This window comes from Rahnella sp. ATs2 (assembly GCF_051851855.1).
Taxonomy (GTDB): domain Bacteria; phylum Pseudomonadota; class Gammaproteobacteria; order Enterobacterales; family Enterobacteriaceae; genus Rahnella; species Rahnella variigena.
Map to the genome: position 1 here is coordinate 16,573 of NZ_JBLYPL010000022.1, position 26,074 is coordinate 42,646.

The following is a 26,074-nucleotide window of genomic DNA, read 5'->3' on the forward strand; positions in this document are numbered from 1 at the left end:
TACGGGCGGTTTAAACAATCCAAAGGAAATACTCAAGATGGCAAAGATCAAAGGTCAAGTTAAGTGGTTCAACGAGTCTAAAGGTTTCGGTTTCATTACTCCTGCTGACGGCAGCAAAGACGTGTTCGTACACTTCTCTGCAATCCAGGGTAACGGCTTCAAAACTCTGGCTGAAGGCCAGAACGTAGAGTTCGAAATCCAAGACGGCCAGAAAGGCCCGTCAGCAGTTAACGTAACTGCAATCTAAGCAGCGTCAGCTGTAAAAAAACCCGCCAAGGCGGGTTTTTTTGTGTCTTTTTTCAGCATGTTGAGCTGTTATTGCAAGATCACTCTATCGCAAGATCATAATGCCAGATTGCTGATTTCGCCCGCTGATGCCCGGATGTGAAGGGTCTTTTGCCCGCTGATGACTGTTACGCCGGAAGCTGGTGTATTTGAATGCTGCCCCCTCCGTTGTACTCCCTGCCGTTGTACAAATCGTGCAGCTGCCAGCGTGGTCAATTCCTGCAAATCCCAAAGCCTGTAGTTTAGCTTCTGCAATCGCAGCCAGATCAAGGTGACGATGACGCGGCGAAATCAGGGCAGGGGGGAAGTCGAGTTGTTGCATAAATGTATCCACAAGTTCCTGACTGACTTCGTAACAGCAAGACTGCGCTGCAGGACCGATGGCCACAACCCAGTCACGGGTATCACCCGACTGATTAATCCGTTGCGCCATTTCCTCCAGAATACCGTCGATAAGTCCCCGCCAGCCCGCGTGAACCGCGGCCACTTCCTTGCCATCTTTGCGGCAAAAAATCACCGGCAGGCAGTCCGCGGTAAAGACGGCCAGCAGAATACCGGGTACGGAGGTGATAAACCCGTCAGCTTCGCCGCAATCCTGTCCGGGCTGAGTTACATCCACAATCCGGGTGCCATGAACCTGTTTCTTTTCCGGTCGTGTGGCTTCAAAGGCTTTCAGATGAGCAGGGAGCAAGGATTCTTTATCGCCGAAGCCATGTGAAATGCCGGGGATATGGCTGAGTAAAACTGAGCTGTCACTCATCTCGTGTCTCGGTCAGGAAAATGATATCGCTTCAGTGTAGCTGCCTTTTATGCGGATTTTCCAGCAGTTGCAACCTCAGTGCACCTTCTTTAGACTTACCTCTATTGCGAACTTTCGCCTCCTCAGACTTTCCTTGCAGGTTTTCTTCATGACGTATCAGTGCCCGCTTTGTTTCCAGCCGCTTACGCTGACAGGTCAGCAATGGTGTTGCCCGGCCAATCATCAGTTTGATCATGCCAAAGAGGGTTACGTGAATCTGATGCCCGTACAGCACAAACGCTCGAAGCAACCAGGTGACAGTCCGGAAATGATGATATCCCGTCGTGCATTTCTTGATGCTGGTCATTATCAGCCTTTACGGGACCGTCTGTCGGATATCCTCGATGAAGTCATTCCGGAAGATGCCCAGGCATTACTGGATATCGGCTGCGGGGAAGGGTATTACACCGCGGCTTTCGCGGACCGGTTAATGCAGCACCGCGCGCTGAAAGTCTATGGTCTGGACGTGGCTAAAGTGGCTATCCGTTATGCTGCCAAACGCTATCACGACGTGTCATTTTGTGTGGCTTCCAGCCACCGCTTGCCCTTTGCCGACAGCTCTCTGGACGCGGTCATTCGCATTTATGCGCCGTGTAAGGCTCAGGAGCTTTACCGGGCCATCAAACCCGGTGGTTTGGTGGTGACAGTCGCGCCGGGGCCGCGTCACTTATACCAGCTGAAGGGGCTGATTTATCAGGATGTACAATTGCATGCCGACCTGGATGAGCAACTGGATGGTTTTGAGCGGATCAGCACCGAAGCGCTGGCGTATAACATGAGTCTTTCGGGCGCACAGGCATTTGATTTGTTGCAGATGACGCCTTTTGCATGGCGGGCAACAGAGGAAGTGATGGCTGACTTAAAAGCTCAGACGGCCTTTGAGTGTGAAACAGATTTTCTCATCAGAATACATCAGCGCGTCTTAGCTTAAATAGCCCAGATGCTCGAGCAGGATATTCAGTCCTGTTCCGATCAGCACCACGCCCCCTAAAACTTCGGCCCAATTGCCTAAAAGCGGGCCGATAAAGCGCCCGACCATAATTCCCAACGTGGACATCAGCAGGGTTGCCATACCGATAAAGAGCGCGGTATGGATGATGTTCACTTCCAGTAACGCTAATCCTACGCCAATTGCCAGCGCATCCAGACTTGTGCCAACCGCCGTGGCAGCCAGGATCCAGAAACTATGGCGTGTTGCAGTTGTGTGGACGTCATCCGGTTTATCTTTCAGCCCTTCAACAATCATTCGTGTGCCAAGAATGGACAGCAGGATAAAGGCGACCCAATGACTCCATTGCATGATGTATTGACTGGCAAATAAGCCCAGCCCCCAGCCAATTAGCGGTGTAATTGCTTCTATTACACCGAAAATCAGGCCAGTACGGAGAGCTTCACGCAGGCAAGGGCGATGAAGGACAGCACCTTTACCAATGGACGCGGCAAAGGCATCCATCGACATGCCAAAAGCCAAAATAAGCGTTGCGGATAAGTTCACGAGTATACCCCCCAAATAACGGCGCAACCTTATCATGATATTTTTATGCAGAACAACACCAAATAAATAAGGGGTTTTATATTCTGGAGTGAATTAATATTTGCAGATAAAAGGGATTTTAAATGTAGGGTTAAATAACAATCAGGTTAGTGCGGGAATATTAGAGATAAGCTTAAGAAGTAAAGCCATAAATATACCTATGGCTATAACTGATAGTCTTGTGTTAGTTTTATAAATTATTGATTTTCAACCATTAACTTGTAAATTCTTTCCAGGTCATCAAGTTCATTAACGCGAATTAATAACTTTTTCTGTTCTAGTTCAAATACCAGGACACCATCTTCTGAAAGGTTCATGCTACGGATCCTGTCATAAGTGATGAAGGTATTGGCAAAATAAAAACCCTTCGGTTTGAACAGCATCTTTGGCCAGCGGATGAACGAGAGGTAGAAAGCAATCAGGCCAAGACCAATTAACAGATAATTCGTTAGGACAGTACCATTAGCATGGATATTGTTATAAAGCAGGATCGCCAGCAGACCGATGAAAATAATGGAATCCAGTTTATTGCGGCGTCTTAGATTCACACGCAGGCGCGTTTCACCATTTTTAGTTCCCATGATGAACTCATCGTAGATGGCGTAGGCCAGCAACAGGAGGATGAAGAGCGCGAGGACAATATCGGTAACAGACATGAAAACTCCAGCTTACGGCCACAAAAGGCAAATTAAAAACAGCAAAATCAGGTCATAAAAAAACCGGGGGAATGACCCCCCGGTTGAGTGGTTATCAGAGACCTAACAGGCCAATCCAGTAACCGAAGATACCGATGGCGAAGAAGCCAACGATGATCCACAAGGCGTTCACTTTCTTACGCAGCAGCCACATACAACCGAAGGTCAGCAGTAATGGCACCAGGCCTGGCATCAGCTGATCCAGAATCGTCTGGACAGTGGTGACCGTGGTATGGCCTGTCTGGTCGGTGATTTTTGATACCACCAGTGGAATGTTAACGTGCGTCCACTTGTTAACCAGGGCGCCCATGACAAAGAGGCCGAGAATTGACGCCCCCTCGGTCAGTTTCTGCAGGAAACCGCCGCCCATATCGTTAACGATATCGACACCTTTTTTGTAGCCATAAGACACGCCGTAGTAGCGGGTCAGCAGACGTACAAGGTTAAACAGAATGAAGAACAGCAACGGCCCCAGCAGGCTACCGGTCATCGCGATACCCGCACCCAGTGCAGCAAACACCGGACGAACAGTACCCCAGAAGATCGGGTCACCCACACCAGCCAGAGGCCCCATCAGACCGACTTTAAGGCCGTTGATGGCCGCGTCGTCAATAGGTGCGCCGTTGGCACGCTGTTCTTCCATCGCCAGCGTAACACCCAGTACAGGGGCTGCAACGTAAGGATGGGTGTTAAAGAATTCCAGATGGCGTTTGATAGCCGCTTTGCGATCGTCGTTATTTTCAGGGTAGAGACGACGGATGGCAGGCACCATACAGAAGCAGAAGCCCAGAGCCTGCATACGTTCGAAGTTCCATGACCCCTGGAAAAGGTTGGAGCGCATAAACACACCGCGAATATCGCTGGCCGTGAGTTTTTTAACTGCAGTTTGATCAACCATGTCCTTCACCCTTAATCCAATTCGTTGTCGAGATCGTTAACACCCGGTGCAGCCGCTGCCTGCGCAGACTTGTTGTATTTCGGGCTCAACTGGATGTAAAGAACAGCCATCACCACACCAATCACACCCAGTGCAACCAGGTTGAAGTTGGTGAATGCGGCAGTAACGAAACCAAGGTAGAAGAATGGCATCAGGTAGCCAGCACGCATCATGTTGATAACCATGGCGTAACCAACCACAACGATCATACCACCGGCAATGTTCAGACCGTTGGTGACCACTTCAGGGATTGAAGCCAGCAGGTCGTGAACAATCGCAGTACCCACAGACACAGCAACAATCACAGCAGGGATTGCGATACGCATTGCCTGGAGGATCAGCGCGGAAACGTGGATCCAGGTAATGGCGTTCAGGTTACCTTTCTCAGCCGCTTTATCCGCTGCGTGCTGGAAGGCAACAGTGATAGTACGAACGATAATGGTTAATACCTGACCGGCAGCCGCCAGCGGGATAGCCAGTGCGATACCGGCACCGACAGACTGTCCGCCTGCGATAACCAGAATGGTAGAGATGATAGAGGCGAGGGCGGCATCCGGCGCAACAGCAGCACCGATGTTCATCCAGCCAAGTGCAATCATTTCCAACGTACCGCCGATGATGATCCCGGTTTTAACATCACCAAGAACAAAACCAATCAAAGTACAGGCAACTAACGGGCGGTGAAACTGAAATTCATCCAGGATCGAACCCATCCCGGCAATACATGCAACAATAAATATCAGCACAATTTGTAGTGTGGTGATCTCCATTGCACTTCTCCTATGACCAAAGGACGCTGAGTATAAACAGGCACATCAGGCAGATAACGTTGAGGGAATCTGCACATTCGCGATGTGCTTATTAATTCATCTTATTAATGAGATCCATCATCTTGAGGCGAGAGTCTGTAGAAACTTTACGCACTTCAAGTTCGATACCTTTTTCATTCAATTTCTTGAACGCTTCGATATCTTTTTCGTCGACAGACACTGCGTTATTCACCTGAGTTTTACCCTGACGGAAAGCCATACCACCGATGTTTACGGAGGTAATTTTCACGCCACCCTCAACTAAACGCAGAACGTCAGTCGGGTTAGTGAATAACAACATCACGCGATCGCCAGCGTATTTTGGGTTATCCCAGACACGGATGGCTTTTGCGACGTCAACAACGTGTGCAGTAACACCAGGAGGAGCAACCTGAGTCAGCAACGTTTTACGCACGGTATCGGCAGCCACTTCGTCGCTGACAACAATAATGCGGGTTACGTTGGTTTCTTTGGTCCAGCGGGTCGCGACCTGACCATGAATCAAACGGTCATCGATACGGGCAAGGCCGATCTTCATATGGTCGTTCGGACCGGCAGGTTTAGCCGGGGCGGCTGCTTTTGGCGCAGGTGCGGCAGCAGGGGCCTGGGCAGCAGGTTCAGGGGCTTTAAGCGCTTTCACGCCGATACGACCTGTTTCTACTGCAATGGCAACCAGTTCTGCGAAAGAAGGGTTGTCATCGCGAGCCATGAAAGTCTCTGCCAGCATTGGGATATTGACACCGGTGACAACTTCGTAATTTTCTTTATCGACAACAATACGGCTGGCGGCATTGAACGGGCTGCCCCCCCAGGTGTCGACCAGGAAAAGGACGCCGCTGCTGGTGTCTAAACTACCCAACTTTGCCGTGTACTTTTCGATCAGGGTTTCGGCGTTCTCGCCGGGAACGAAATCGATATAGGCGACATTATCTTGTTCACCTAAAATCATTTCCGCTGTTTTCAGCAGCTGCTCAGCTGCTGACCCGTGCGTGCCGATGATAATAGCAATACTCACTCGCTACCTCCTCTGTTAACTCTTGAAAAGAGTTATGCACATAAGTAATGGTGCTGATGATATCCGCCCGTTTTTATTCCTGAGGCGGACAGGGCATTCCCTGCGTACTAACGTTCCTTAATTTCTGATAAGACTGCAAAACAGTAAAATTGCAGAACCTCAACAGGTTGTGCGACGTGATTTATTTTAGTGTGCGAAAAAATAATTTTTGTGACGGTTGTCCGTTATTGAACGACGTATTGTGAATACGTTTTCACATTGCACATTAAAACAGCATAGATGTTTCAAAATGATGCGGATCGTAAAAAATCACACTTTATTCAAATAATCATTCCTGATAGAGTGATTTTCCGAATCATTGAACAGGAGTACCGGGCCTCAGCCCTCCCTATGGACTGTCACCGACGTCACTATTCTTCGCACTATCACCTCATTCTTACCGGCAAATACGCCCCACTGGGCCTGATTACTGCCGCACTGAAACCGCTTTCATCTGAGATTTTTATCGTGACCGCCTCTGGCATGTCTTCTGACCGCCGGACGTCACGCGTTTCTTTGCGTCATTTTTCTTTAACTCATTGCGGAGTCTGACATGGAATTTTTGATGGACCCTTCAATTTGGGTCGGTTTGCTGACGCTTGTTGTCCTGGAAATTGTTCTGGGTATCGACAACCTTGTTTTTATTGCCATTCTTGCGGATAAACTGCCGCCTAAGCAGCGCGATAAGGCCCGTATTATCGGCCTTTCGCTGGCGCTGATTATGCGTCTGGGCCTGCTGTCGCTGATTTCGTGGATGGTCAAACTGACCACGCCGCTGTTCAGCATTGCGCAGTTCAGTTTCTCGGGGCGGGATCTGATCCTGCTGGTCGGTGGTCTGTTCCTGTTATTTAAAGCCACCACCGAGCTGCATGAGCGGCTGGAAGGGCATGACGAACAGGGAACACCGAACCGCGGCTATGCCAGTTTCTGGTCGGTTGTGGCGCAGATTGTGGTGCTCGACGCTGTCTTCTCGCTGGATGCCGTGATAACTGCAGTCGGTATGGTGAATAATCTGGCTGTGATGATGACCGCCGTGGTGATCGCCATGGGTGTGATGCTGCTTGCGTCTAAATCGCTGACGCGTTTTGTGAACAATCATCCGACGGTAGTGGTGCTGTGTCTCAGCTTCCTGCTGATGATTGGTCTGAGCCTGATAGCGGAAGGTTTTGGCTTCCATATTCCTAAGGGCTACCTGTACGCGGCGATCGGCTTCTCCATTCTGATTGAACTGTTCAACCAGATTGCACGCCGTAACTTCCTGAAAAGCCAGTCTAACCGTCCGATGCGTGAGCGCACCGCCGAGGCCATTCAGCGCCTGATGGGCGGGAAACGTCAGCATCAGAATGAAGATGAGCCAGTCGGTGATGTACTGCCTGCATCAGAAGCTTTTGCAGAAGAAGAGCGCCATATGATAACGGGCGTTCTGACGCTGGCATCGCGTACATTGCGTACTATTATGACGCCGCGCACCGAGATTTCATGGGTGGACTGCGAAAAGTCACCGGCTGAAATCCGCAGTCAGCTGCTGGATACGCCGCACAGTTTGTTCCCGATCTGCCGTCATTCTCTGGATGATGTCATCGGTGTAGTACGTGCGAAAGACCTGCTGGTGGCGCTGGAGAACGGCGAAAACATCGTGGCTTTCGCCGAAAAAACGCCGCCGATTGTGGTGCCGGAGACCATGGATGTGATCAATCTGCTGGCGGTATTACGTAAAGCCAGGGGGCGTCTGGTGGTCGTAAACAATGAGTTTGGTGTGATTCAGGGGCTTGTCACGCCGCTGGACGTGCTGGAAGCCATTGCCGGTGAGTTCCCGGACGAAGATGAAATGCCGGATGTGATTGCTGACGGTGAGTCATGGATTGCGAAAGGCGGGACAGACTTACACCTTCTTCAGCAAGTTCTCGACGTGAACAATCTGGTAAATGCGGATGATGATTTTGCTTCGCTGGCCGGATTGCTGCTGTCGAAATCAGGCCAGATGCCGGTTGCCGGTGAAGTGATTGAAATGGCGTCGCTGCACTTTGAGATCCTTGAGGTGACAGACTATCGCATCGAGCGTGTCCGCATCACCCGGATTAAGTCAGAAGATCAGTGGGACGAAAGCCACTAAATCTGGCGCAATGCCTGAAGGTAAAACGGCGACTCCGGTCGCCGTTTTTTATGCCTGAAATAGTGTGAATACTTGGGGTCAGTCGGAACCCTGAACGTCCTGAGGTTCCATATTTTGGGTCGATTTCTGATAACGCTCCAGCCAGACGGGGAAAACTTCTACCGGCATCGGGCGTGCAAAGTAGTAGCCCTGCAAAGAATCCACTCTGCGTTTACGCAGATAATCAACCTGTTCGCGGGTTTCCACCCCTTCAGCAATCAGCTTTAAATTCAGCCGCTGCGCCAGCGTAATAATGGTGTCCGTGACCGTCGCGTTGATAGCATCGGTTCCGATGGATGCTGTGAATGCCTGGTCAATCTTCAGCACATCCGGATTCAGCGTTTTGAGATAACTCAGTGAACTGTGGCCGGTACCAAAATCATCAATAGCCAGCAGAATTCCCATTTCCTTGAGCTGCGAAATTTCCGCGGCACGCAGTTCCTGAAGACGCGTGCGCTCGGTCAGTTCAAGCATCAGTGAGACAGAAGGCTGAGCCGGAAGCCACAGCTTGCGGATATCATCCACAATTTCCATATTATTGAAATGCTGCGCTGCTACGTTAATGCTGACATAAAAGCCTGGAGTCGCCGGGAAGACCGCCAGATTATCGGCAACGGTTTTAATCAGATAGCGGGTAAGTGAGATGATTAACCCGTGCTGTTCTGCCAGCGGAATAAATACATCAGGCGACACCCATTCCTGCCTGCGGTTTTTCCAGCGCATCAGCGTTTCCACACCAATACAGCGGCCGTCATCGCTGTTAATAATCGGCTGGCAATAGACCTTAAATTCGCGGTGTGAAATGCCGTGGCTGATCGGATAGGCCAGACTGATCCTGCTGCCGGAAAGCAGATAAACCGCGGTGGCCGTCAGTAAACTGATTAACACCGAAAGCGGTAAATGTGAGGGGAGTTCATTCCAGGCCAGTTCGCTGGCTTTTTCTCCGAAGATGGAGACAGAGAAATCATATTTTTGCGATCTCTCACTCAGCAGAGGAGGGTACGGAAGATCGTCGCTGCTGATGATGTCCTTTTTGCCATACTCGAGATATTGCTTACCAACGTTCAAAACGATATGGCTGGCATAGGGCGGTTGCGGTTCGAGCAGGAAATTCGACAATATGCCAATATTATAAACAAACAGTTCGCCGTTACGGTTATCCGGTGTTGAGGGATTCCAGAGAACCAGTGTCGGGGTATCGACACGGCTCCATTTCGAAGCCCGCAGTTCAAGTTGCGTCAGGCCCTGAGAAAATGACGGCAAAATGTCGTTGAGGCTGAGATCCAGCGCACCGACCAGACTTGAACAGGTGATTTTACCGTCACTGACCAGGCTGATAGAGCGTAATGTCTGCAGCCGGGCGACTTTTTGCTGAAGTAACGATTGCAGGACGCTGCAGCCAAGCGTCTGATCCAGAGGCGTTGATTTTCCGGCAGGTGACGCCGGTTCGAGTAGTTTTTCCAGCTTCTGAACGGTGTGCAGCGCGACACGTTGCTGGTCTTCTGCGATGACCTGTGCTTGTTCGTAAATACGAATGCCAAGAGTCAGAAGCAAAGTACATATCCCCATCGCGCAGGCAAGCGCAATGCGATAGTAGCGATACTTCGCAAGTCCGGTCTGGGAGAACAGCATCGTTCTAATCCTTTTTATCCCGTGTTAATTGCAGGCTCAAATTATTTTTTTAAAGGTTTACCGATGCGTAACAGCCAGTGTGTTTTTATTGATAGTAGCTGTAAATCGTCGGATGCTCAGCCTGAGTTGCGGAAAATACACTCAGTTTCTGAGTGGAAATTAAAGAAAGTCAGCCTAAGTGACGTTGTCACTTATATTTTCCCCGAGGAACCTGGCCTGTATTTTTCTGTATTAAGAGACTCAACGATCGGGAAAATCAGGCGGAAAACAGCATGCCGTACCGGCGGGGTATAATGCAAGTGACACATCCATTATGTTTCGATAATACAACAGGTTGTCATTAACGAAGGTTTTATTGCTGCCAGCTTTGGTCCAGATGGTATTTCCTGCGGTAACCCGGCTAAAAACGCTTCAGCTGAAGAACCGCAGGAAACTACCAATGCGAAAGTAAAATCAGTCGCACTGAACCTTAATCGCCAGACCACCACGCGACGTTTCACGGTATTTTGAATTCATATCTTTACCGGTTTCGTACATGGTTTCGATCACTTTATCCAGAGACACTCTTGGCTCGCTGGTGCGGCGCAGTGCCATCCGGGCAGCGTTAATCGCTTTCACCGATGCAATGGCATTACGCTCAATGCACGGCACCTGAACCTGTCCGGCTACCGGATCACAAGTCAGACCGAGGTTGTGTTCCATACCAATTTCGGCAGCGACACACACCTGCTCAGGGCTGCCGCCCAGCAATTCCGTCAGACCTGCTGCCGCCATCGAACAGGCTACGCCCACTTCGCCCTGACAACCGACTTCTGCACCAGAAATCGACGCATTCATTTTATACAAAATGCCGATAGCGCCGGAGGTCAGGAAATAGCGCAGGTAAATGTCAGGGCTGACCGACTGAATAAACTGGTCATAATAGGCCAGTACCGCCGGCACAATGCCGCACGCACCGTTGGTTGGCGCAGTCACTACGCGTCCGCCAGCGGCATTTTCTTCGTTAACCGCCAGCGCAAACATATTCACCCAGTCGATCACGTTCATCGGATCACTGGAAAGCTTGTCGTTTGACACCAGCATCCGGCGCAGGGCAGACGCACGGCGCGGTACCCGCAGCGGCCCCGGCAACACGCCTTCGGTGTTCAGACCACGATCGATACACACCTGCATGGTGTGCCAGATCTTCTCGAAATACTGGTCGATCTCCTGCTTACTGTGTTGCGCCAGCTCGTTCTTCATCACCAGCCCGGATAATGACAGGCCGGTTTCCTTACATTTCGCCAGCATTTCACTGGCCGAATTAAAGCTGTAAGGCACCGTAACTTCGTCGAGAACCGGCTGACCGAAGTGTTCGTCATCGACAATAAAACCGCCGCCGACGGAATAATACGTTTTGCTGTAAATCATTTTATCGCCAGCAAACGCATGGATTTGCATGGCGTTCTCATGGCGTGGCAAATTCTCACCGCGGAACACCATGCCGGTATCACGCGGGAAATCTACTTCATGCTGAGTGGTGCCCAGCGGCAGACGCTCACGTTGCTCAACGTCGCGGATAAAGTGGGGAATTCCGTCAATGTCGACGGTGTCTGGCTGATTACCGGCCAGGCCTAGAATAATGGCGATATCTGTGTGGTGGCCTTTGCCTGTCAGAGACAAAGAACCAAAAACGTCCACGGCGACACGCGTAACGGCAGGCATCATGCCCTTTTCCAGCAGGTCATCAGCGAACTGTTTACCGGCTTTCATCGGGCCCAAAGTATGGGAACTGGAAGGGCCAATCCCGACCTTGAACATGTCGAAAACGCTAATCACGTCGAATACTCCTGTAATAGATTGCGGCAGGGAACGGGATCCCTGGCTTCCATAAATGAACGACAGCGAGATTTCGTCTTTATGGACGGCTCTCTTGTTCTTATGGATAGACTTATAGTTTAAAAGGGCTGAGAGGCAAAAGTTTCATTTTTCGCATGAAATAAACTTATTTGATGCAAAAGTGTGATCGCTATGTAATCAGAGCGCTCAGACTTCGACCTGTCCGGCGAGCTGACGGATGATAGCGGCGGTGAGACCCCAGACAAATTGCTGCTGATACCAGGACAAATAAACGCGGTGATGAATGCCCCGGCGATGAATATCCAGAGGGTGATAACGTGCCAGATCAAAAGCTTCACGCAGCGGCATTTCAAACAACTCGGCGACTTCATCTTCAGCCGGATGCAGCGGCACATCGACGGGTAACAGCCCCACTACCGGTGTGACCCGGAAACCGCTGCTGCTATCCTGCGGCGAAAGTGTGCCTAATACATAAACCTGTTCAGGCGGAATGGCGACTTCTTCCTGCGCTTCACGCAAGGCCGTGGCGATAATCGACGCATCACAAGCATCCGCCGCGCCGCCGGGAAAGGCGACTTGTCCCGCGTGTTTGCGCAGCTGGTCGGAGCGTCGTGTCAGTAACAGCGTAGGTTCAGGGCGGCAAATGATCGGGATCAGCACCGCAGCGTGACGGGTTCCGCGCAGCGCTGGTGCGGGCTGGCGAGGTTGCTGCAACTGAAAGCGCAATATGAAATCTTCAACAGCCGGGGAAAGTGTCTGAATTGGCGCATGTTGTTCCAGCAAAGTCACGATGATGCTTCTCCTAACTGAGGCAGAATACGGGCAATCTTATCAAAGGTTTCCTGATATTCTGCCTGTTCCTCACTGTCCGCCACAATCCCGCCGCCTGCCCAGCAATGAATTTTTCCCTGCGACGTGAGTAACGTGCGGATGGTAATGTTGCTGTCCATGGTGCCGCAACAGCTGATATACGCGATGCTGCCACAATAGCCGTTGCGGCGATGTGGCTCGAGCTCTTCGATGATTTCCATTGCACGCACTTTCGGTGCGCCGGTAATGGAACCGCCGGGGAAACAGACGCGTAACAAGGCCGCAGGATGGCAATCTTGCGGTAACTGCGCAGTGATGGTGCTGACCAGATGATGCACCGCTGGGAACGGTTCAACCACAAACAGTTCCGGCACGCGCACGCTGCCAGGCACGGCGACGCGCCCGATATCATTACGCAGCAAATCGACAATCATCAGGTTCTCGGCACGATCTTTCTCCGATCCTGCCAGCCTTTCTGCCTGTCGTGCATCTTCTGTCGGATCTTCACAGCGTGGGAGGGTACCTTTAATTGGCCGCGTCTGGATCTGGTTTTCTTTAAGCCAGATAAAACGTTCCGGCGACAGACTGAGAACGGTGTTTTCCGGCAGACGTAAAAACGCAGAAAAAGGCGCGCGGTTGGCCTGATTCAGACGCAGAAAAGCCTGCCATTCATCCCCGCTGTAATCCGTTGAAAAGCGTTGCGCCAGATTGATCTGATAACAATCGCCGTCGCGGATATATTCCTGAATCTGCCTGAACTTTTGACCGTATTCTTCGCGGCTCATATTCGCCTGCCACGGCGCATTCAGCCGGAAAGGCGCTGATGCAGAGCGGATTTTCTGATGCTCATCAAGCCAGTGTAAACGTGCAGAAATATCGCCATGACAAATCAATGTCAAACGCTGCAAATGATGATCGGCGATCAGCGCCCAGTTATAAATCCCGACAGCCATATCGGGCAACTCAATATCGCGTATCGCGATTTGCGGCAGATCCTCAACGCGACGCCCTAAATCATAGCCGAACAGCCCGAGAGCGCCACCGAGAAACGGAAAGTCAGGCGAGCTTTCTGCGTGTAATCCGCAAGCAGTCAGCTGCTCCTCAAGCAAGGCGAAGGGATCGTCCTGCCGGCATTGTTCCACGCCATTTTTTTCAATCTGCGTCAGCCCGCCACGGGTGGTCAATGTTATCAGCGGATCCGCCACCAGAATATCGAAACGGTTATGCTGATGCTGTGCTGCACCTGAGTGCAAAAGCATTGCCCAGGGCAGGGCGGAAAGCGGTGTGAAGCGCTCTGTCAGTGCATCTTGATGATAAGGTAAGGAGTGAAAAACAACGGACTGGGTGGCTTGCATGGCTGGTATAAGCTTCTCTGGCGCGATGACGTATTTTAGGCCGATCCTAACACAGAACTGAGGGGCTGAAAGCAGCGCAGGCGATTTGCCTTATTTAGGCGTATACTGTGCAACCCCGCCTTGCGCGGGCTTTATTTATCACCAGTACAACAGGACACTCCCATGCTGACAGGTATGCCTTCATTATCACATCATGAACAAGAACAGGCCGCCGATCGTATCCGCCAGTTAATGGAAAACGGCATGAGCAGCGGCGAAGCCATTGCGACCGTTGCAGAAGAAATTCGCGAAACGCATAAAGGCGACCGCGTAACCGTCATTTTTGATGACGAAGACGAATAAAACTGACTGACGGTTTGCGTCACTGCTTACGTCATGACAAAGAAAAACCGGACCCTTTTCAGGCGTCCGGTTTTTTTTCGTCTCAGCGTTCTGAATCGTCTAGCCTTTAACAACCACCGCAGCGGCCGCTTTTTTCGCCTGTTCCACGGCGTCTTCAACATTGTCTGCAATCGCCAGCGCCACGCCCAGACGACGCTTACCGCTGATTTCCGGCTTGCCGAACAGACGAACCTGATTGTAGCCCGTCAGCGCATTTTCCAGACCGCTGAACGTGACGTTATTGCTGGTCAGTTCCGGCAGAATCACGGCAGATGCAGAAGGGCCGAACTGGCGGATTTTACCCACAGGTAGGCCGAGGAACGCGCGCACATGCAGCGCAAACTCGGACAGATCCTGAGAAATCAGCGTCACCATACCGGTGTCGTGCGGGCGAGGGGAGACTTCGCTGAAAATCACTTCGTCTCCGCACACGAACAGCTCAACGCCGAACAGGCCTTTGCCGCCCAGCGCTTTCACCACTTTCTCCGCGATGTCTTTTGCACGCTGCAATGCCAGCTCAGTCATCTGCTGTGGCTGCCAGGATTCGCGGTAATCGCCGTCTTCCTGACGGTGTCCGATTGGCGCGCAGAAATGAATGCCATCAACAGCGCTGATGGTCAGTAAAGTGATTTCGAAATCAAACTTCACCAGTCCTTCAACAATCACGCGTCCGCCGCCTGCACGGCCGCCTTGCTGCGCGTAATCCCATGCGGTCTGCAACTGATCGGCGCTGCGGATCAGGCTCTGGCCTTTACCGGAAGAACTCATGACCGGCTTGATAATGCACGGATAACCGATGGCATCGACGGCCTGACGGAAAGCCGCTTCATTATCAGCGAACTGATACGTCGATGTCGGTAATTCCAGGGTTTCAGCGGCCAGACGGCGAATGCCTTCGCGGTTCATGGTGAGCCGGGTCGCTTCGGCGCAAGGCACCACGTTGTGGCCCTGTTTTTCCAGCTCAACCAGCATGCTGGTTGCGATGGCTTCGATTTCAGGCACGATAAAATCAGGGCGTTCACTTTCGATAACTGCTTTCAACGCGTCGCCGTCAAGCATGTTAATCACATGACTGCGATGAGCGACCTGCATCGCCGGTGCATCGGCGTAGCGGTCAACGGCGATCACTTCCAGGCCAAGACGCTGACATTCGATGGCCACTTCTTTACCCAGCTCGCCAGAGCCTAATAACATGACGCGGGTGGCGCCGGTGCGCAGTGCAGTACCAATGGTTAACATAGCTTCGTACCCAGATCTGTGATGAGTGAAAACAGGAATTTCGGCGCGCAGTATATCTGAAATAAACGGCGACGAAAACGATTGCGCGGCACGTCAGGTAAAATTCTCTGTGCAACAAAAATGTGTTTTACAGGATTTTTTTCAGCCTGTTTTCTGCTGTTTAAGGCAGCCGGTGAGCGTCTCTGTTATCATTTAGCCAAACCATGGCGTCAGGCTTCCTGCCGCTGCCCCGATTTTTGCCTCACATAAAGAGTTATCGCCTTGAGCACGCATTCCTTTTCTGCCCTGACATTGCCCGCTGAGCAACTTTCCAACCTGAATGAACTGGGTTACACCGAAATGACCCCGATTCAGGAAGCCTCTTTGCCTGCCATTCTGCAAGGTCAGGACGTTCGCGCTAAAGCCAAAACCGGCAGCGGTAAAACGGCCGCCTTTGGTATTGGTTTGCTGAACAGCATTACCGTTTCACAGTTTGTTGCTCAGGCGCTGGTGCTGTGTCCGACTCGTGAACTGGCCGATCAGGTCAGTAAAGAGTTACGTCGTCTGGCGCGATTTACCCAGAACATCAAAATTCTGACCCTGTGTGGCGGCCAGGCGATCGGGCCCCAGCTCGAATCCCTGGTCCATCCGCCGCACATTGTGGTGGGTACGCCGGGCCGTATTCAGGAACACCTGCGTAAAGGCACGCTCAAGCTCGACGAGCTGAAAGTGCTGGTGCTGGATGAAGCTGACCGCATGCTGGACATGGGCTTTAGTGAAGATATCGAGGATGTCGTCAGCTATACGCCGCAGGACCGCCAGACGTTGCTGTTCTCCGCGACCTATCCGGACGGCATTGAGCGCATCAGTTCCAAATTCCAGCGTCAGCCGCTGAAGGTTGAAATCGAAGGTGAAGATGACATTGCCGATATTCAGCAAATCTTCATTGAAGCCGGTAAGCAACAGCGTTTATCCCTGCTGGCTGCGGTGCTGTATCAGTATCAGCCAACGTCCTGCGTGGTGTTCTGTAATACCAAGCGTGACTGTCAGGATGTTTGTGATGACCTGAAAGCGAAAGGCATCAGCGCGCTGGCGCTGAATGGCGACCTTGAACAGCGTGATCGCGATCGCGTGCTGGTACGTTTCTCCAACGGCAGTTGCCGTGTGCTGGTAGCGACAGACGTGGCCGCGCGCGGGCTGGACATTAAACAGCTGGGACTGGTGATCAACTACGAGCTGTCTTTCGATCCGGAAGTTCACGTTCACCGCGTGGGGCGTACCGGCCGTGCAGGAACGAGCGGTCTGGCCGTCAGCCTGGTGACGCCGCAGGAAATGCCGCGTGTGACCGCGCTGGAAGATTATACCCGTCAGCGTTTCACCTGGCAGCCTGCTGCTCAGGCGCTGGCCGCAACGCCGGTGGCGCTGGATCCTGAAATGGCGACATTGTGTATTGATGGCGGCCGCAAAGCCAAAATCCGTCCCGGCGACATTCTCGGTGCGCTGACCGGCGATGCTGGGCTGACCGCTGCTGAAGTCGGTAAAATCGATATGTTCCCGGTTCACGCCTATGTGGCGATCCGCCAGAAAAGCGCGAAGAAAGCATTGCAGCGTTTGCAGGAAGGGAAAATCAAAGGCAAAAACTGTAAGGCCATCATTTTACGATAAAGGTTTGCGCTGATAACTTTTCGCTACCGGCTTATCTTTGAATCGAACGTCATGTTGTTAATGTTGTGTTATTGCCTTGTTGAGGATTATATTATCTAACGCAAGCGATGACCTTGCAATTGGTAGGGCTATTATTTTTAAGGTCCACGGCTCCGGCAAGGTCAACTGGATGAACGACAAAGACTGGGAAGACGAACGATGAAAAAGTTAATCTTGGGCGTTGTGATGGCCGTTGCAGGAATGAGCAGCCTGAGCCAGGTCGCACAGGCTGATGAACCCGAAGTGAGAACGGCAACGGTGACACCGTGCGCCACGGCCACCAAAGATGACGTGGCCGCGCTGGTAAAACGTGATTTCCTGCAAAATCGTATTCCGCGCTGGGATGCGGATAAAAAAGTGCTCGGCACTTCCACGCCGGTCGCGTGGGTGGTGACCGACAGTATCAGCGGCAGTAATGCGAAATGGGATATCCCGCTGAAAGTGCGTGGTGATCACACCGATAAAACCTATCAGGTGACCCTCAACTGTCAGATTGGCGAAATCAGCTACAGCGCGCCGTTATAAGCACCGACTGCGTCCGTTAACTCCTTAGCGGACGCATTATTTCCCCCGCATTGACGTCTCTTGGTTTCCCTGTCTAAACCTGTCACTCTTGTCACACCGCAAAGAGGACAAAGAGATCCCGAGATGATGACACCTCCAAAGGCTGAAAAACGCCCGCAAACCCTGAGTATTCACGGTGATGACCGTGTCGATAATTATTACTGGCTGCGTGACGATGACCGCGCCGATCCTCAGGTTCTGGCCTATCTCACGGCTGAAAATGAATTTACTGAACAGGCCATGCAGCCACAGCAGGCATTGCGTGAAACGCTGTACGGCGAAATGGTGGCGCGAATTGCGCAGCAGGATCATTCTGTTCCTTACGTGAAACACGGTTATCGCTATCAGACCCGTTATGAGCCGGGCAACGAATACGCCATCTATCTGCGCCAGCCTGCCGCCGGACAAGAAAACTGGAGTACACTGATTGATGGCAATGAGCGCGCCAAAGACAGTGAGTTTTACACGCTGGGTGGTCTGGATATCAGTCCTGATAATCGACTCATGGCCGTGGCGGAAGATTTTCTTTCCCGCCGTCAGTACGATATCCGTATCAAAAAACTCGATGACGAAACCTGGACAGACGATCTGTTAAAAAACACCTCCGGCAGCAGCGAATGGGCTAACGATTCTCAGACGCTGTATTACGTGCGCAAACACAAGAAAACGTTGCTGCCGTATCAGGTTTATCGCCACGTGGTCGGCACGGATCCGAAAACCGACAAGCTGGTGTACGAAGAAAAAGACGACACGTTTTACGTCGGACTGGATAAAACCACGTCTGAAAAATACATTCTGATCCACCTCGACAGCACCACGACTTCCGAGATCCTGCTGCTGGATGCCGATGATCCGCAGGCCAAACCGCAGGTATTTCTTTCACGTCGTAAAGATCATGAATACGCCCTCGATCATTACCTTGGGCATTTCTACATCCGTTCCAATAAAGACGGCAAAAACTTCGGACTTTATAAGAGTGGAGATGGCGTGGAAGCCAACTGGCAGACGCTGATTGCACCGCGCATTGAAGTGATGCTGGAAGGCTTCAGTCTGTTCCGTGACTGGCTGGTGGTGGAAGAGCGTCATCAGGGGCTCACGCAGTTGCGTCAGATCCACTGGAAATCCGGTGAGGAAAAATCACTGGCGTTCGACGATCCGACGTATACCACCTGGCTGGCATACAATCCGGAACCGGATACGTCCTTACTGCGTTATGGCTATTCCTCGATGACTATGCCGAGCTCGTTGTTTGAACTGGATCTCGATACGCATGAACGTACCTTGCTTAAACAGCAGGAAGTAAAAGATTTCGATGCAGACAATTATCGCAGCGAACGTGTCTGGGTTACGGCGCGCGATGGTGTGAAAGTGCCGGTGTCGCTGGTGTATCGTCGTGAGTTGTTTAAGCCGAATGAAAATCCGTTGCTGGTGTACGGCTACGGTTCTTATGGCAGCAGCATGGATCCGGCATTCAGCGGCAGTCGCCTGAGCTTGCTGGATCGCGGTTTTGTTTTTGCACTGGCGCATATTCGCGGCGGGGCAGAGCTGGGGCAGCAATGGTACGACGACGGTAAGCTGTTCAATAAACTCAACACTTTCCATGATTTCATCGATGTGACCAAAGAGCTGGTGGCTGAAGGCTACGGCGATGCCGGACAGGTGTATGCGATGGGAGGGAGTGCGGGCGGCTTACTGATGGGCGCAATCATTAATCAGGCGCCGGAGTTGTATCACGGCATCGTGGCGCAGGTTCCGTTCGTTGATGTCGTGACAACTATGCTCGATGAGTCGATTCCGCTGACAACCGGTGAATACGACGAGTGGGGCAATCCGAACGACAAAGCCAGTTATGACTATATGCTGCAATACAGCCCGTACGATCAGGTCCGCGCGCAGGCCTATCCGCATATGCTGGTCACCACCGGTTTACATGATTCGCAGGTGCAATACTGGGAGCCGGCAAAATGGGTGGCGAAATTACGCGAGCTTAAAACCGATGATAACCAGTTGCTGATGCACACCGATATGGATTCCGGGCACGGTGGTAAATCCGGCCGCTTTAAAGCCTATGAAGATATCGCGCTGGAATACGCTTTTGTACTGTCGCTGGCGACGAAAAACTGAGTATCAGGCTTTCCCCTAAATAATTCGAATGGCAGGCAGGCGGCAACTGAGCGAATCCCGATGAGCTGACATAGGGCAGTGATTCGGGTGAGTAAACGCAGCCAACGCACCTGCAATTTGAAGTATGACGGGGACATAAAAAAACCCGCTCTCGGCGGGTTTGATCTACGAAGTACATTGTTAAGCAGAAGCTTTCTTGGCTTTTTTATCAGCCTTTTTTTCGGCCGGTGTTTTCAATGGTTTTTTCTTCGCATTCTTTTTGCTATCCATTCCTTTACTCATAATTGCCTCTCTTAAAGCGGGTGGATTGGGTTGCTCACCTATTTACTGCTTAATTCGGGTCAGTTGCAAGCACCTTCGCGTTTCCCACAATACTTTACAGAGGAGTGATATTTCATCAGCTGGCATGTGATGCAATCAAATTGCGCGATAAGTATGCGAACGGCATACAAAACAACGGTTTTTGGAGATAACCACTTGTTGTAAGTGGGCCAATGCGCTGTTATTAAGATGTAAGCACATTTATCAATATACTGGCCGAATAGAACAGGAAATGTCATGCCTAAATTAAAAGGGTTGTATCCACCGCTGGAAGCCTATGCCAGTGGCATGCTTGATACGGGCGATGGTCACCAGATTTACTGGGAGCGCAGCGGAAACCCGGCGGGCAAACCGGCAGTATTTCTTCATGGCGGGCCTGGCGGTGGCTGTTCATCGGTTCACCGTCAGTTGTTCGATCCTAAAGATTATGACGTCATGCTGTTTGACCAGCGTGGCTGCGGACGCTCTAAACCTCACGCCAGTCTCGACAATAATACAACCTGGCATCTGGTCGATGATATTGAACGTTTGCGCAAAATGGCCGGTGTCGATAAATGGCTGGTATTTGGTGGTTCGTGGGGCTCGACGCTGGCGCTGGCATACGCCCAGACTCACCCTGAGCACGTCAGCGAGATGGTACTGCGGGGCATTTTCACTCTGCGCAAACAGGAACTGACCTGGTATTACCAGGACGGCGCCTCCCGTTTCTTCCCTGAGAAATGGCAGCGTATTTTGTCGATCCTGTCTGAGGAAGAACGCAAAGACGTAATTGCTTCCTATCGCGCCCGTCTGACCTCCGATGACCGCGCCGTTCAGCTTGAAGCGGCTAAGATCTGGAGTTTGTGGGAAGGGGAGACCGTGACGTTGATGCCAGCGGAAGGAGCGGCATCGTTTGGCGAAGATAATTTCGCGCTGGCTTTTGCCCGCATTGAAAATCACTACTTCACGTATATGGGCTTTTTAGAAACTGATGACCAGTTGCTGAAAAATGTGGAACGCATCCGCCATATTCCGGCAGTGATTGTTCACGGCCGCTACGATATGGCCTGTCAGGTGCAAAACGCCTGGGATCTGGCGCAGGCCTGGCCGGAAGCAGAATTGCACATTATCGAAGGTGCAGGGCATTCTTTTGATGAGCCGGGCATTCTCGATCAGTTAATCCGCACCAACCAGCGTTTCGCCGCCCGGCGCTAACGTTTCCTGCTTTCCCGCTTACTTTTGTTTAGGCTCGTAAGGTAAGCGGGAGAACTTATGTGATTCCCCGCGATAAAACATCACCCGTTCACGAAAATAAGTGCGCAAATGCGCAGGCTGCTCGCGTTCTGCTATCTCCGCGACAACCGGCATGTTGTAGCGTTCTTTGAAAGCCACCGCTGAGGCGGCAAGATCGACGTTAATGCGATCCATTTCGTCTTTGCTGATTTCAGCCAGATTGATACTCATTGCTGCTTCCTGGTGATCCGTTTTGCCTCATTGTACCCGAGGCAGACGCCATCGTGAATGTTGTGATTTTACTTTTACACTATCCCTAAGAAGAGAATTGGCAGGTTAATATTAAGAGTAAATAAGAACCATTCACAAATCTGAAGTGATAATTAACTTCAATAAGAACTCGCTAATTAATATCCTGAATAAGAATGATTCTTTTTAATATTCATCTATATGTTAATGATTATCATTGTTGTATATTTATGGGAATAAAATACTCATATAAATCATTGCCTTAAATATATTTGTTATTTCGGTGAATATTAATGTGAATCGGGTGTTTTTATTTTGTGTTGATGCGGGCATAATGCGGGTAAATAATTCAGCCCACCTGCCGTAATTTAAATCCGGAGCCGTACCATGCTTAAAAAAGAAATGATTGATCAGCTTAACGAACAGCTGAACCTCGAGTTTTATTCTGCCAATTTATATTTGCAGATGAGTGCATGGTGCAGCGATAAAGGCTACGAAGGTGCTGCCGCATTCCTGAAACAGCATTCAATGGAAGAAATGGATCACATGCATCGTCTGTTCAAATACGTCAGCGATACAGGTGCTCTGCCACTGCTGGGCGCCATTGCTGCTCCGCCGGTGTCTTTCGAATCGCTGACCGATTTGTTCAAGCAGACTTACGAACACGAACAACTGATCACTCAGAAAATCAACGAACTGGCAGATTTGTCCATGACGCTGAAAGATTATTCTTCCTTCAACTTCCTGCAATGGTACGTTGCAGAGCAGCATGAAGAAGAAACGTTGTTCAAATCTGTTCTGGATAAACTGGCACTGGTAAGCAATACCGGCAACGGTTTGTTCTTCGTGGATAAAGATCTCAAAAATATGGTGGCCCAAGCTCCGGCTGGTTAATTTTCAGTTGTGTGAGCTTGCAAACAACGCAGAGTGCTTCGGCCTCTGCGTTTTTTATGTTTTTATGACAAACGTTTTAAGCGCGTTTGCGCTAAAGTGTCGGCGTTATAAATTCATCATCAAGCAAGCCAAGGAAATTATCGTGTTCAATAAAACCACTTCTCTTTGCCGTGCCCTGGCAGTCTCAGCCGTTTTGCTGAGCGGATTTATCTCACAGCAGGCTTCTGCTCATGCTCACCTCAAAACGGAAACTCCGGCGGCGGATGCGGTTCTTACAGCCAGTCCGACCGAATTATCGCTGGGTTTCAGTGAAGGTATCGAGCCAAATTTCAGTAAAATTTCCCTGAAAGATGCCAGCCAGAAAACGATGAAAACCGGGAAAATGACCCTGGCTGCGAACGATAATACGCAGGTCGTGCTGCCCCTTACCGATGCGCTTGCCGCCGGGAAATATGTCGTGACGTGGAATGTGGTTTCCGTTGATGGTCATAAAACAAACGGTCAGTACAGTTTCACTGTTAAATAAGCCATGAGCCTTACAGCACTTTTCGTCCTGTGCCGGTTCGTGCATTTTGTGTCATTAATGCAAATCTTCGGACTGAGCGTATTTTGCTCATTGCTGGCGCCTGGCGGATTTTCAGCCATTTTACAGCGTAAAAATCAGACGCTGATGGTTTGGTCCGGGCTGCTTGCAGCAGTCACTTCTGTCGGAATGCTGGCTATTCAGGCAGCGCTGATGGGCAATGGCTGGGACGATATCCTCAACATTAACGTGTGGATACTGGTATTAACCACCGCATTTGGCGAAGTCTGGAGCTGGCACTTATTACTGACCGCTGTGCTGTTACTGGTTCTGTTAATGGAGTGGATGCCCGGACGTCATGTCCTGCTGTTTCTGTGCTCGCTGGGTTTACTAGTCACTCAGGCTTTGATTGGCCATGCCGCCATGCATCAGGGCTTACTGGGACTGGCACAGCGGACTAACCACGTGGTGCATTTGCTCAGCGCAGCCTATTGGTTCGGGTCACTACTGCCTTTACTCACCTGCATGTTGTATACCCGCGAGCCTTCGGCAAGACCTTACGCGATTGTGACGCTTATCCGTTTTTCTGTCTGGGGACATGCCGCGGTCTCGCTGGTGATCATCACCGGTGTCATCAATACCGCCATTGTTTTGCAGCGCTGGCCCACCGATATGACATCGCTTTATCAGTGCCTGCTGGTGGTCAAAGTGATACTGGTCGCGATGATGGCGGCAGTGGCTGTCTATAACCGTTACCGGCTGGTGCCCCTTATGGGTAAAGACCCGAAGAGGGCGCAGAGCCGTTTTATCACCATGACCTGGCTTGAATGGGGGCTGGCGCTTAGCGTTATATTGCTGGTGAGTTGGTTCGCGACACTTGCCCCGCGCTGAAACGGTCATCTGAAGATTACAAAGAATTTAATATCATCGAGGAAAAATCATGAGGAAAACACTGCTAGCCTGCGTGCTGCTGACCTTATCTGCCAGCAGTTTTGCCGCACCGCAACTGGAGACCATCAGCCGTCTGCAATACGGTAAGGACTGGGCCTTCACCCGTGAAGAAGTCATGCTGCAATGCCGCCCGGGCAATGCGCTGTATGTGATTAACGACAGTACGCTGGCGCAATATCCTCTGAATGACGTGGCAAAAGAGCAGGTTAAAAACCATCAGGTTCAGGCGGTGCCCCTGGAGAAAATCTGGCTGGATGACCCGCAGAATCCCGGACAAAAAATGAGTCTTGCACCTTTTATCGCCAAAGCTGAATCGCTCTGCTGAAGCGCCGTGCTGCGGGTAAATGGCTGATGTTAATCCCATGTTTTGCGTATGTTGTCACACAATGAAAATAATGCCTCATTGTTATTATCACTATGTTTCAAACTGAGTGGAAATTAGTCATCTGTCGTCTATTCTTTAAGTTGTACGGCTTAACCGCCTGCATTAATGCCAACTTTTAGCGCACGGCTCTCTCCCAAGAGCCATTTCCCTAGACCGAATATAGGAATCGTATTCGGTCTTTTTTTATCTTATTGATCTATAAGTATTATTTTGAGTAAAAACGAAAATACACGAAAATTACACGAAATCCTGTATTCGGTCTTTTACAGCATCGCATACTCCTTGCCCCTCGTATCGAGGTATTTGTCCGTCATTTTCTCCGATTTATGCCCCAGTAATTTCCTCGCAAACTCTTTACCTTTCTCCTTCTCGTATAACCTTCCCGCCAGGCTCCGGATCTCATGAAAAGTCGGTGGGCTATCTTCGAACTCAATTCCTGCAGAACTACGCGCTGTCACAAATTTTTTCGTTAGCCCGTCGGGGTGAAGCGATCCATCCGGACTGTTTTTCCTTTTCCCTGCGCTGATCATGAAATCCGTGCTGCTTGCCAGTCGGCAACGGTCGATCACTGTACCTAACCGCAAACCAACACTCCGCAGTTCAAGATCCAGAGGAAGGGAGATCATCGCACCGGTTTTCCCTTGGTCTATGAGTAGCCGCCCATCAACAACCTGGTCAAAGCGCATCAGCGCAATATCCTCCCGGCGCTGGCCGGTTATGAGTGCCAGATCCATCGAGAGGCCAAACCATGCGGGCAGTAAATTTGCACTCTGTCTTATTGCGAGGTATTGCTCTAACTCTAACCGTTCACGCCTTACCACCGGCTTGGCGGCACGCGTTGACGCTACTGGATTCTGCTCAATATGCCCTTCGACTATTGCCTCTCTGAAAATATCTGACAGCACCGACCGCATTGTGGCCGCCATGGTTTTTTTGTCCTGAGCTACCCAGATTTCGAGAAAGTCAGCGATATGCCGCGTCGTGATTTTCCCTAACACCATTTCCCCCATTTTCTCTTCGATAATTGCAATCTGACCTTTCCGCACCTTGTATGTGTTTTCGGCCAACTTTCGCCGCTTGAACAACACGTCGTAACGCTCCAGCCAAGATTTCATCGTGTACTCATTGGTGCCCTTTAATCGTTCCAGAAGGGCGACGGGGGAAAAGCTTTGTTCGATGAAATTATTTGCCTCTATGGCTTGAGAAATCGCATCCCTGCGCGAGATCTGGCCGAGAGAGAATTCTTTCTTGGTTAGCGGATTACGCCAATAATATGACTTATAGCGGCGGCGGTACGTCAGATTCTTCGGGAGGTTTGCGTCATACTTTGTGCTTCGCCGCGTCATTGATTACTTTCTCCATGAACGCGCTGCGCGCCGGGGAGCTGCTTTGCGCATCTTTAATTTTTTTGCCGAGCCTCACATCTTTTGGATTGATGTAGATGGCGTTTGGTTTCACGCGGTACTGGCGCCCGTGCTTTTCCGGGGCCGGATAGATATATCCATCGCGCGCCCAGCGCCACAGAGTCTGGATTGATGGCTTATTGCTTTCGTAATTTGCATCGCTCCATTCTTCTAAGGTCAGAAACTTAGCCATTGGTCATACCTCATTAGGTTGACCGGTCAACATATTGGCATGCTGACCGGT

The 26,074-nt window shown here is 50.9% G+C and carries 26 protein-coding genes; 12 read left to right on the forward strand and 14 right to left on the reverse strand.

All coding sequences use genetic code 11. The features are described from left to right. The first annotated feature begins 37 nt into the window (after window positions 1-37). Window positions 38-247, forward strand: a complete 210-nt coding sequence (gene cspE / locus ACJY2G_RS20580; RefSeq protein ID WP_002221949.1) for a transcription antiterminator/RNA stability regulator CspE — start codon at window positions 38-40, stop codon at window positions 245-247. Between the two features lie 84 nt (window positions 248-331). Here cspE and pgeF read toward each other — a convergent pair whose 3' ends face one another. After that, on the reverse strand, window positions 332-1,045 hold the full coding sequence (gene pgeF, locus ACJY2G_RS20585) for a peptidoglycan editing factor PgeF (RefSeq protein WP_439292040.1): 714 nt from the start codon (window positions 1,043-1,045) through the stop codon (window positions 332-334). A gap of 148 nt (window positions 1,046-1,193) precedes the next feature. On the opposite strand from pgeF, the gene rlmA reads away from it, so the two are divergent. Further along, the gene (gene rlmA / locus ACJY2G_RS20590) at window positions 1,194-2,015 is read left to right on the forward strand and encodes a 23S rRNA (guanine(745)-N(1))-methyltransferase (protein WP_279919412.1); all 822 of its coding nucleotides are present in this window, start codon (window positions 1,194-1,196) and stop codon (window positions 2,013-2,015) included. On the opposite strand, the gene mntP is transcribed toward rlmA, so the two are convergent. The 5 genes from mntP to manX form a co-directional block, all read right to left on the reverse strand. Then, window positions 2,007-2,579, reverse strand: coding sequence for a manganese efflux pump MntP (mntP, locus tag ACJY2G_RS20595; RefSeq protein WP_430319085.1), 573 nt, complete (start codon window positions 2,577-2,579; stop codon window positions 2,007-2,009). The genes rlmA and mntP overlap by 9 nt on opposite strands. Before the next feature lie 236 nt (window positions 2,580-2,815). After that, complete coding sequence (locus ACJY2G_RS20600; RefSeq protein ID WP_430319086.1) at window positions 2,816-3,274, reverse strand: DUF986 family protein; 459 nt, start codon at window positions 3,272-3,274, stop codon at window positions 2,816-2,818. Between the two features lie 94 nt (window positions 3,275-3,368). Next, window positions 3,369-4,211, reverse strand: a complete 843-nt coding sequence (locus ACJY2G_RS20605; protein WP_112291060.1) for a PTS mannose transporter subunit IID — start codon at window positions 4,209-4,211, stop codon at window positions 3,369-3,371. Between the two features lie 11 nt (window positions 4,212-4,222). Then, window positions 4,223-5,020, reverse strand: coding sequence for a PTS mannose/fructose/sorbose transporter subunit IIC (locus tag ACJY2G_RS20610; protein WP_112291058.1), 798 nt, complete (start codon window positions 5,018-5,020; stop codon window positions 4,223-4,225). A 91-nt stretch (window positions 5,021-5,111) separates the two neighbouring features. Next, entirely contained in the window at window positions 5,112-6,074 is a 963-nt protein-coding gene (manX, locus tag ACJY2G_RS20615; RefSeq protein WP_120160684.1) for a PTS mannose transporter subunit IIAB, read from the reverse strand. 592 nt (window positions 6,075-6,666) lie between these two features. On the opposite strand from manX, the gene ACJY2G_RS20620 reads away from it, so the two are divergent. After that, window positions 6,667-8,226, forward strand: coding sequence for a TerC family protein (locus ACJY2G_RS20620; RefSeq protein ID WP_120160685.1), 1,560 nt, complete (start codon window positions 6,667-6,669; stop codon window positions 8,224-8,226). 78 nt (window positions 8,227-8,304) lie between these two features. Here the strand turns inward: ACJY2G_RS20620 and ACJY2G_RS20625 are convergent, their stop codons facing one another. The 4 genes from ACJY2G_RS20625 to pabB form a co-directional block, all read right to left on the reverse strand. Beyond that, the gene (locus ACJY2G_RS20625; RefSeq protein ID WP_430319087.1) at window positions 8,305-9,897 is read right to left on the reverse strand and encodes an EAL domain-containing protein; all 1,593 of its coding nucleotides are present in this window, start codon (window positions 9,895-9,897) and stop codon (window positions 8,305-8,307) included. Window positions 9,898-10,350: 453 nt separating this feature from the next. Further along, window positions 10,351-11,715 (reverse strand): L-serine ammonia-lyase, encoded by a 1,365-nt coding sequence (locus ACJY2G_RS20630; RefSeq protein ID WP_430319088.1) that lies wholly within the window; start codon window positions 11,713-11,715, stop codon window positions 10,351-10,353. A 207-nt stretch (window positions 11,716-11,922) separates the two neighbouring features. Then, complete coding sequence (locus ACJY2G_RS20635) at window positions 11,923-12,525, reverse strand: CoA pyrophosphatase (RefSeq protein WP_430319089.1); 603 nt, start codon at window positions 12,523-12,525, stop codon at window positions 11,923-11,925. Next, on the reverse strand, window positions 12,522-13,901 hold the full coding sequence (pabB, locus tag ACJY2G_RS20640) for an aminodeoxychorismate synthase component 1 (RefSeq protein ID WP_439292041.1): 1,380 nt from the start codon (window positions 13,899-13,901) through the stop codon (window positions 12,522-12,524). The genes ACJY2G_RS20635 and pabB overlap by 4 nt, the downstream gene beginning before the upstream one ends. 162 nt (window positions 13,902-14,063) lie before the next feature. On the opposite strand from pabB, the gene ACJY2G_RS20645 reads away from it, so the two are divergent. Continuing rightward, window positions 14,064-14,243 (forward strand): YoaH family protein, encoded by a 180-nt coding sequence (locus ACJY2G_RS20645; RefSeq protein ID WP_112291045.1) that lies wholly within the window; start codon window positions 14,064-14,066, stop codon window positions 14,241-14,243. 99 nt (window positions 14,244-14,342) lie between these two features. Here the strand turns inward: ACJY2G_RS20645 and purT are convergent, their stop codons facing one another. Beyond that, window positions 14,343-15,521, reverse strand: a complete 1,179-nt coding sequence (gene purT, locus ACJY2G_RS20650) for a formate-dependent phosphoribosylglycinamide formyltransferase (RefSeq protein ID WP_430319091.1) — start codon at window positions 15,519-15,521, stop codon at window positions 14,343-14,345. Between the two features lie 261 nt (window positions 15,522-15,782). On the opposite strand from purT, the gene dbpA reads away from it, so the two are divergent. From dbpA to pip, 4 genes are all read left to right on the forward strand, one after another. Continuing rightward, window positions 15,783-17,165: an ATP-dependent RNA helicase DbpA gene (dbpA, locus tag ACJY2G_RS20655; RefSeq protein ID WP_120160697.1), complete on the forward strand. Its 1,383-nt coding sequence runs from the start codon at window positions 15,783-15,785 to the stop codon at window positions 17,163-17,165. A 198-nt stretch (window positions 17,166-17,363) separates the two neighbouring features. Continuing rightward, the gene (yebF, locus tag ACJY2G_RS20660) at window positions 17,364-17,729 is read left to right on the forward strand and encodes a protein YebF (RefSeq protein ID WP_430319092.1); all 366 of its coding nucleotides are present in this window, start codon (window positions 17,364-17,366) and stop codon (window positions 17,727-17,729) included. Between the two features lie 123 nt (window positions 17,730-17,852). Next, window positions 17,853-19,892, forward strand: a complete 2,040-nt coding sequence (locus tag ACJY2G_RS20665) for a S9 family peptidase (protein WP_439292042.1) — start codon at window positions 17,853-17,855, stop codon at window positions 19,890-19,892. Window positions 19,893-20,450: 558 nt separating this feature from the next. After that, complete coding sequence (pip, locus tag ACJY2G_RS20670; protein ID WP_112291035.1) at window positions 20,451-21,407, forward strand: prolyl aminopeptidase; 957 nt, start codon at window positions 20,451-20,453, stop codon at window positions 21,405-21,407. An 18-nt stretch (window positions 21,408-21,425) separates the two neighbouring features. Here the strand turns inward: pip and ACJY2G_RS20675 are convergent, their stop codons facing one another. Continuing rightward, a complete protein-coding gene (locus tag ACJY2G_RS20675) occupies window positions 21,426-21,656 on the reverse strand; it encodes a DNA polymerase III subunit theta (protein WP_112291033.1) in 231 nt (76 codons plus the stop codon). A 405-nt stretch (window positions 21,657-22,061) separates the two neighbouring features. Between ACJY2G_RS20675 and ftnA the strand changes: the two genes are divergently transcribed. The 4 genes from ftnA to ACJY2G_RS20695 all read left to right on the forward strand — a co-directional run bounded on the left by ftnA (window position 22,062) and on the right by ACJY2G_RS20695 (window position 24,367). After that, window positions 22,062-22,568, forward strand: a complete 507-nt coding sequence (gene ftnA, locus ACJY2G_RS20680) for a non-heme ferritin (RefSeq protein ID WP_095921401.1) — start codon at window positions 22,062-22,064, stop codon at window positions 22,566-22,568. 139 nt (window positions 22,569-22,707) lie between these two features. Then, complete coding sequence (gene copC / locus ACJY2G_RS20685) at window positions 22,708-23,094, forward strand: copper homeostasis periplasmic binding protein CopC (protein WP_430319117.1); 387 nt, start codon at window positions 22,708-22,710, stop codon at window positions 23,092-23,094. 3 nt (window positions 23,095-23,097) lie between these two features. Continuing rightward, window positions 23,098-23,982, forward strand: coding sequence for a copper homeostasis membrane protein CopD (gene copD, locus ACJY2G_RS20690; RefSeq protein ID WP_430319094.1), 885 nt, complete (start codon window positions 23,098-23,100; stop codon window positions 23,980-23,982). Between the two features lie 46 nt (window positions 23,983-24,028). Further along, window positions 24,029-24,367 (forward strand): YebY family protein, encoded by a 339-nt coding sequence (locus ACJY2G_RS20695; protein WP_232829845.1) that lies wholly within the window; start codon window positions 24,029-24,031, stop codon window positions 24,365-24,367. Window positions 24,368-24,690: 323 nt separating this feature from the next. On the opposite strand, the gene ACJY2G_RS20700 is transcribed toward ACJY2G_RS20695, so the two are convergent. Then, window positions 24,691-25,773 carry a tyrosine-type recombinase/integrase gene (locus ACJY2G_RS20700; protein WP_439292043.1) on the reverse strand — a complete coding sequence of 361 codons (1,083 nt, stop codon included), beginning with the start codon at window positions 25,771-25,773 and terminating at the stop codon, window positions 24,691-24,693. After that, a complete protein-coding gene (locus ACJY2G_RS20705; protein ID WP_439292044.1) occupies window positions 25,748-26,023 on the reverse strand; it encodes an excisionase in 276 nt (91 codons plus the stop codon). Before ACJY2G_RS20705 ends, ACJY2G_RS20700 begins: the two co-directional genes overlap by 26 nt. Window positions 26,024-26,074 lie beyond the last annotated feature (51 nt).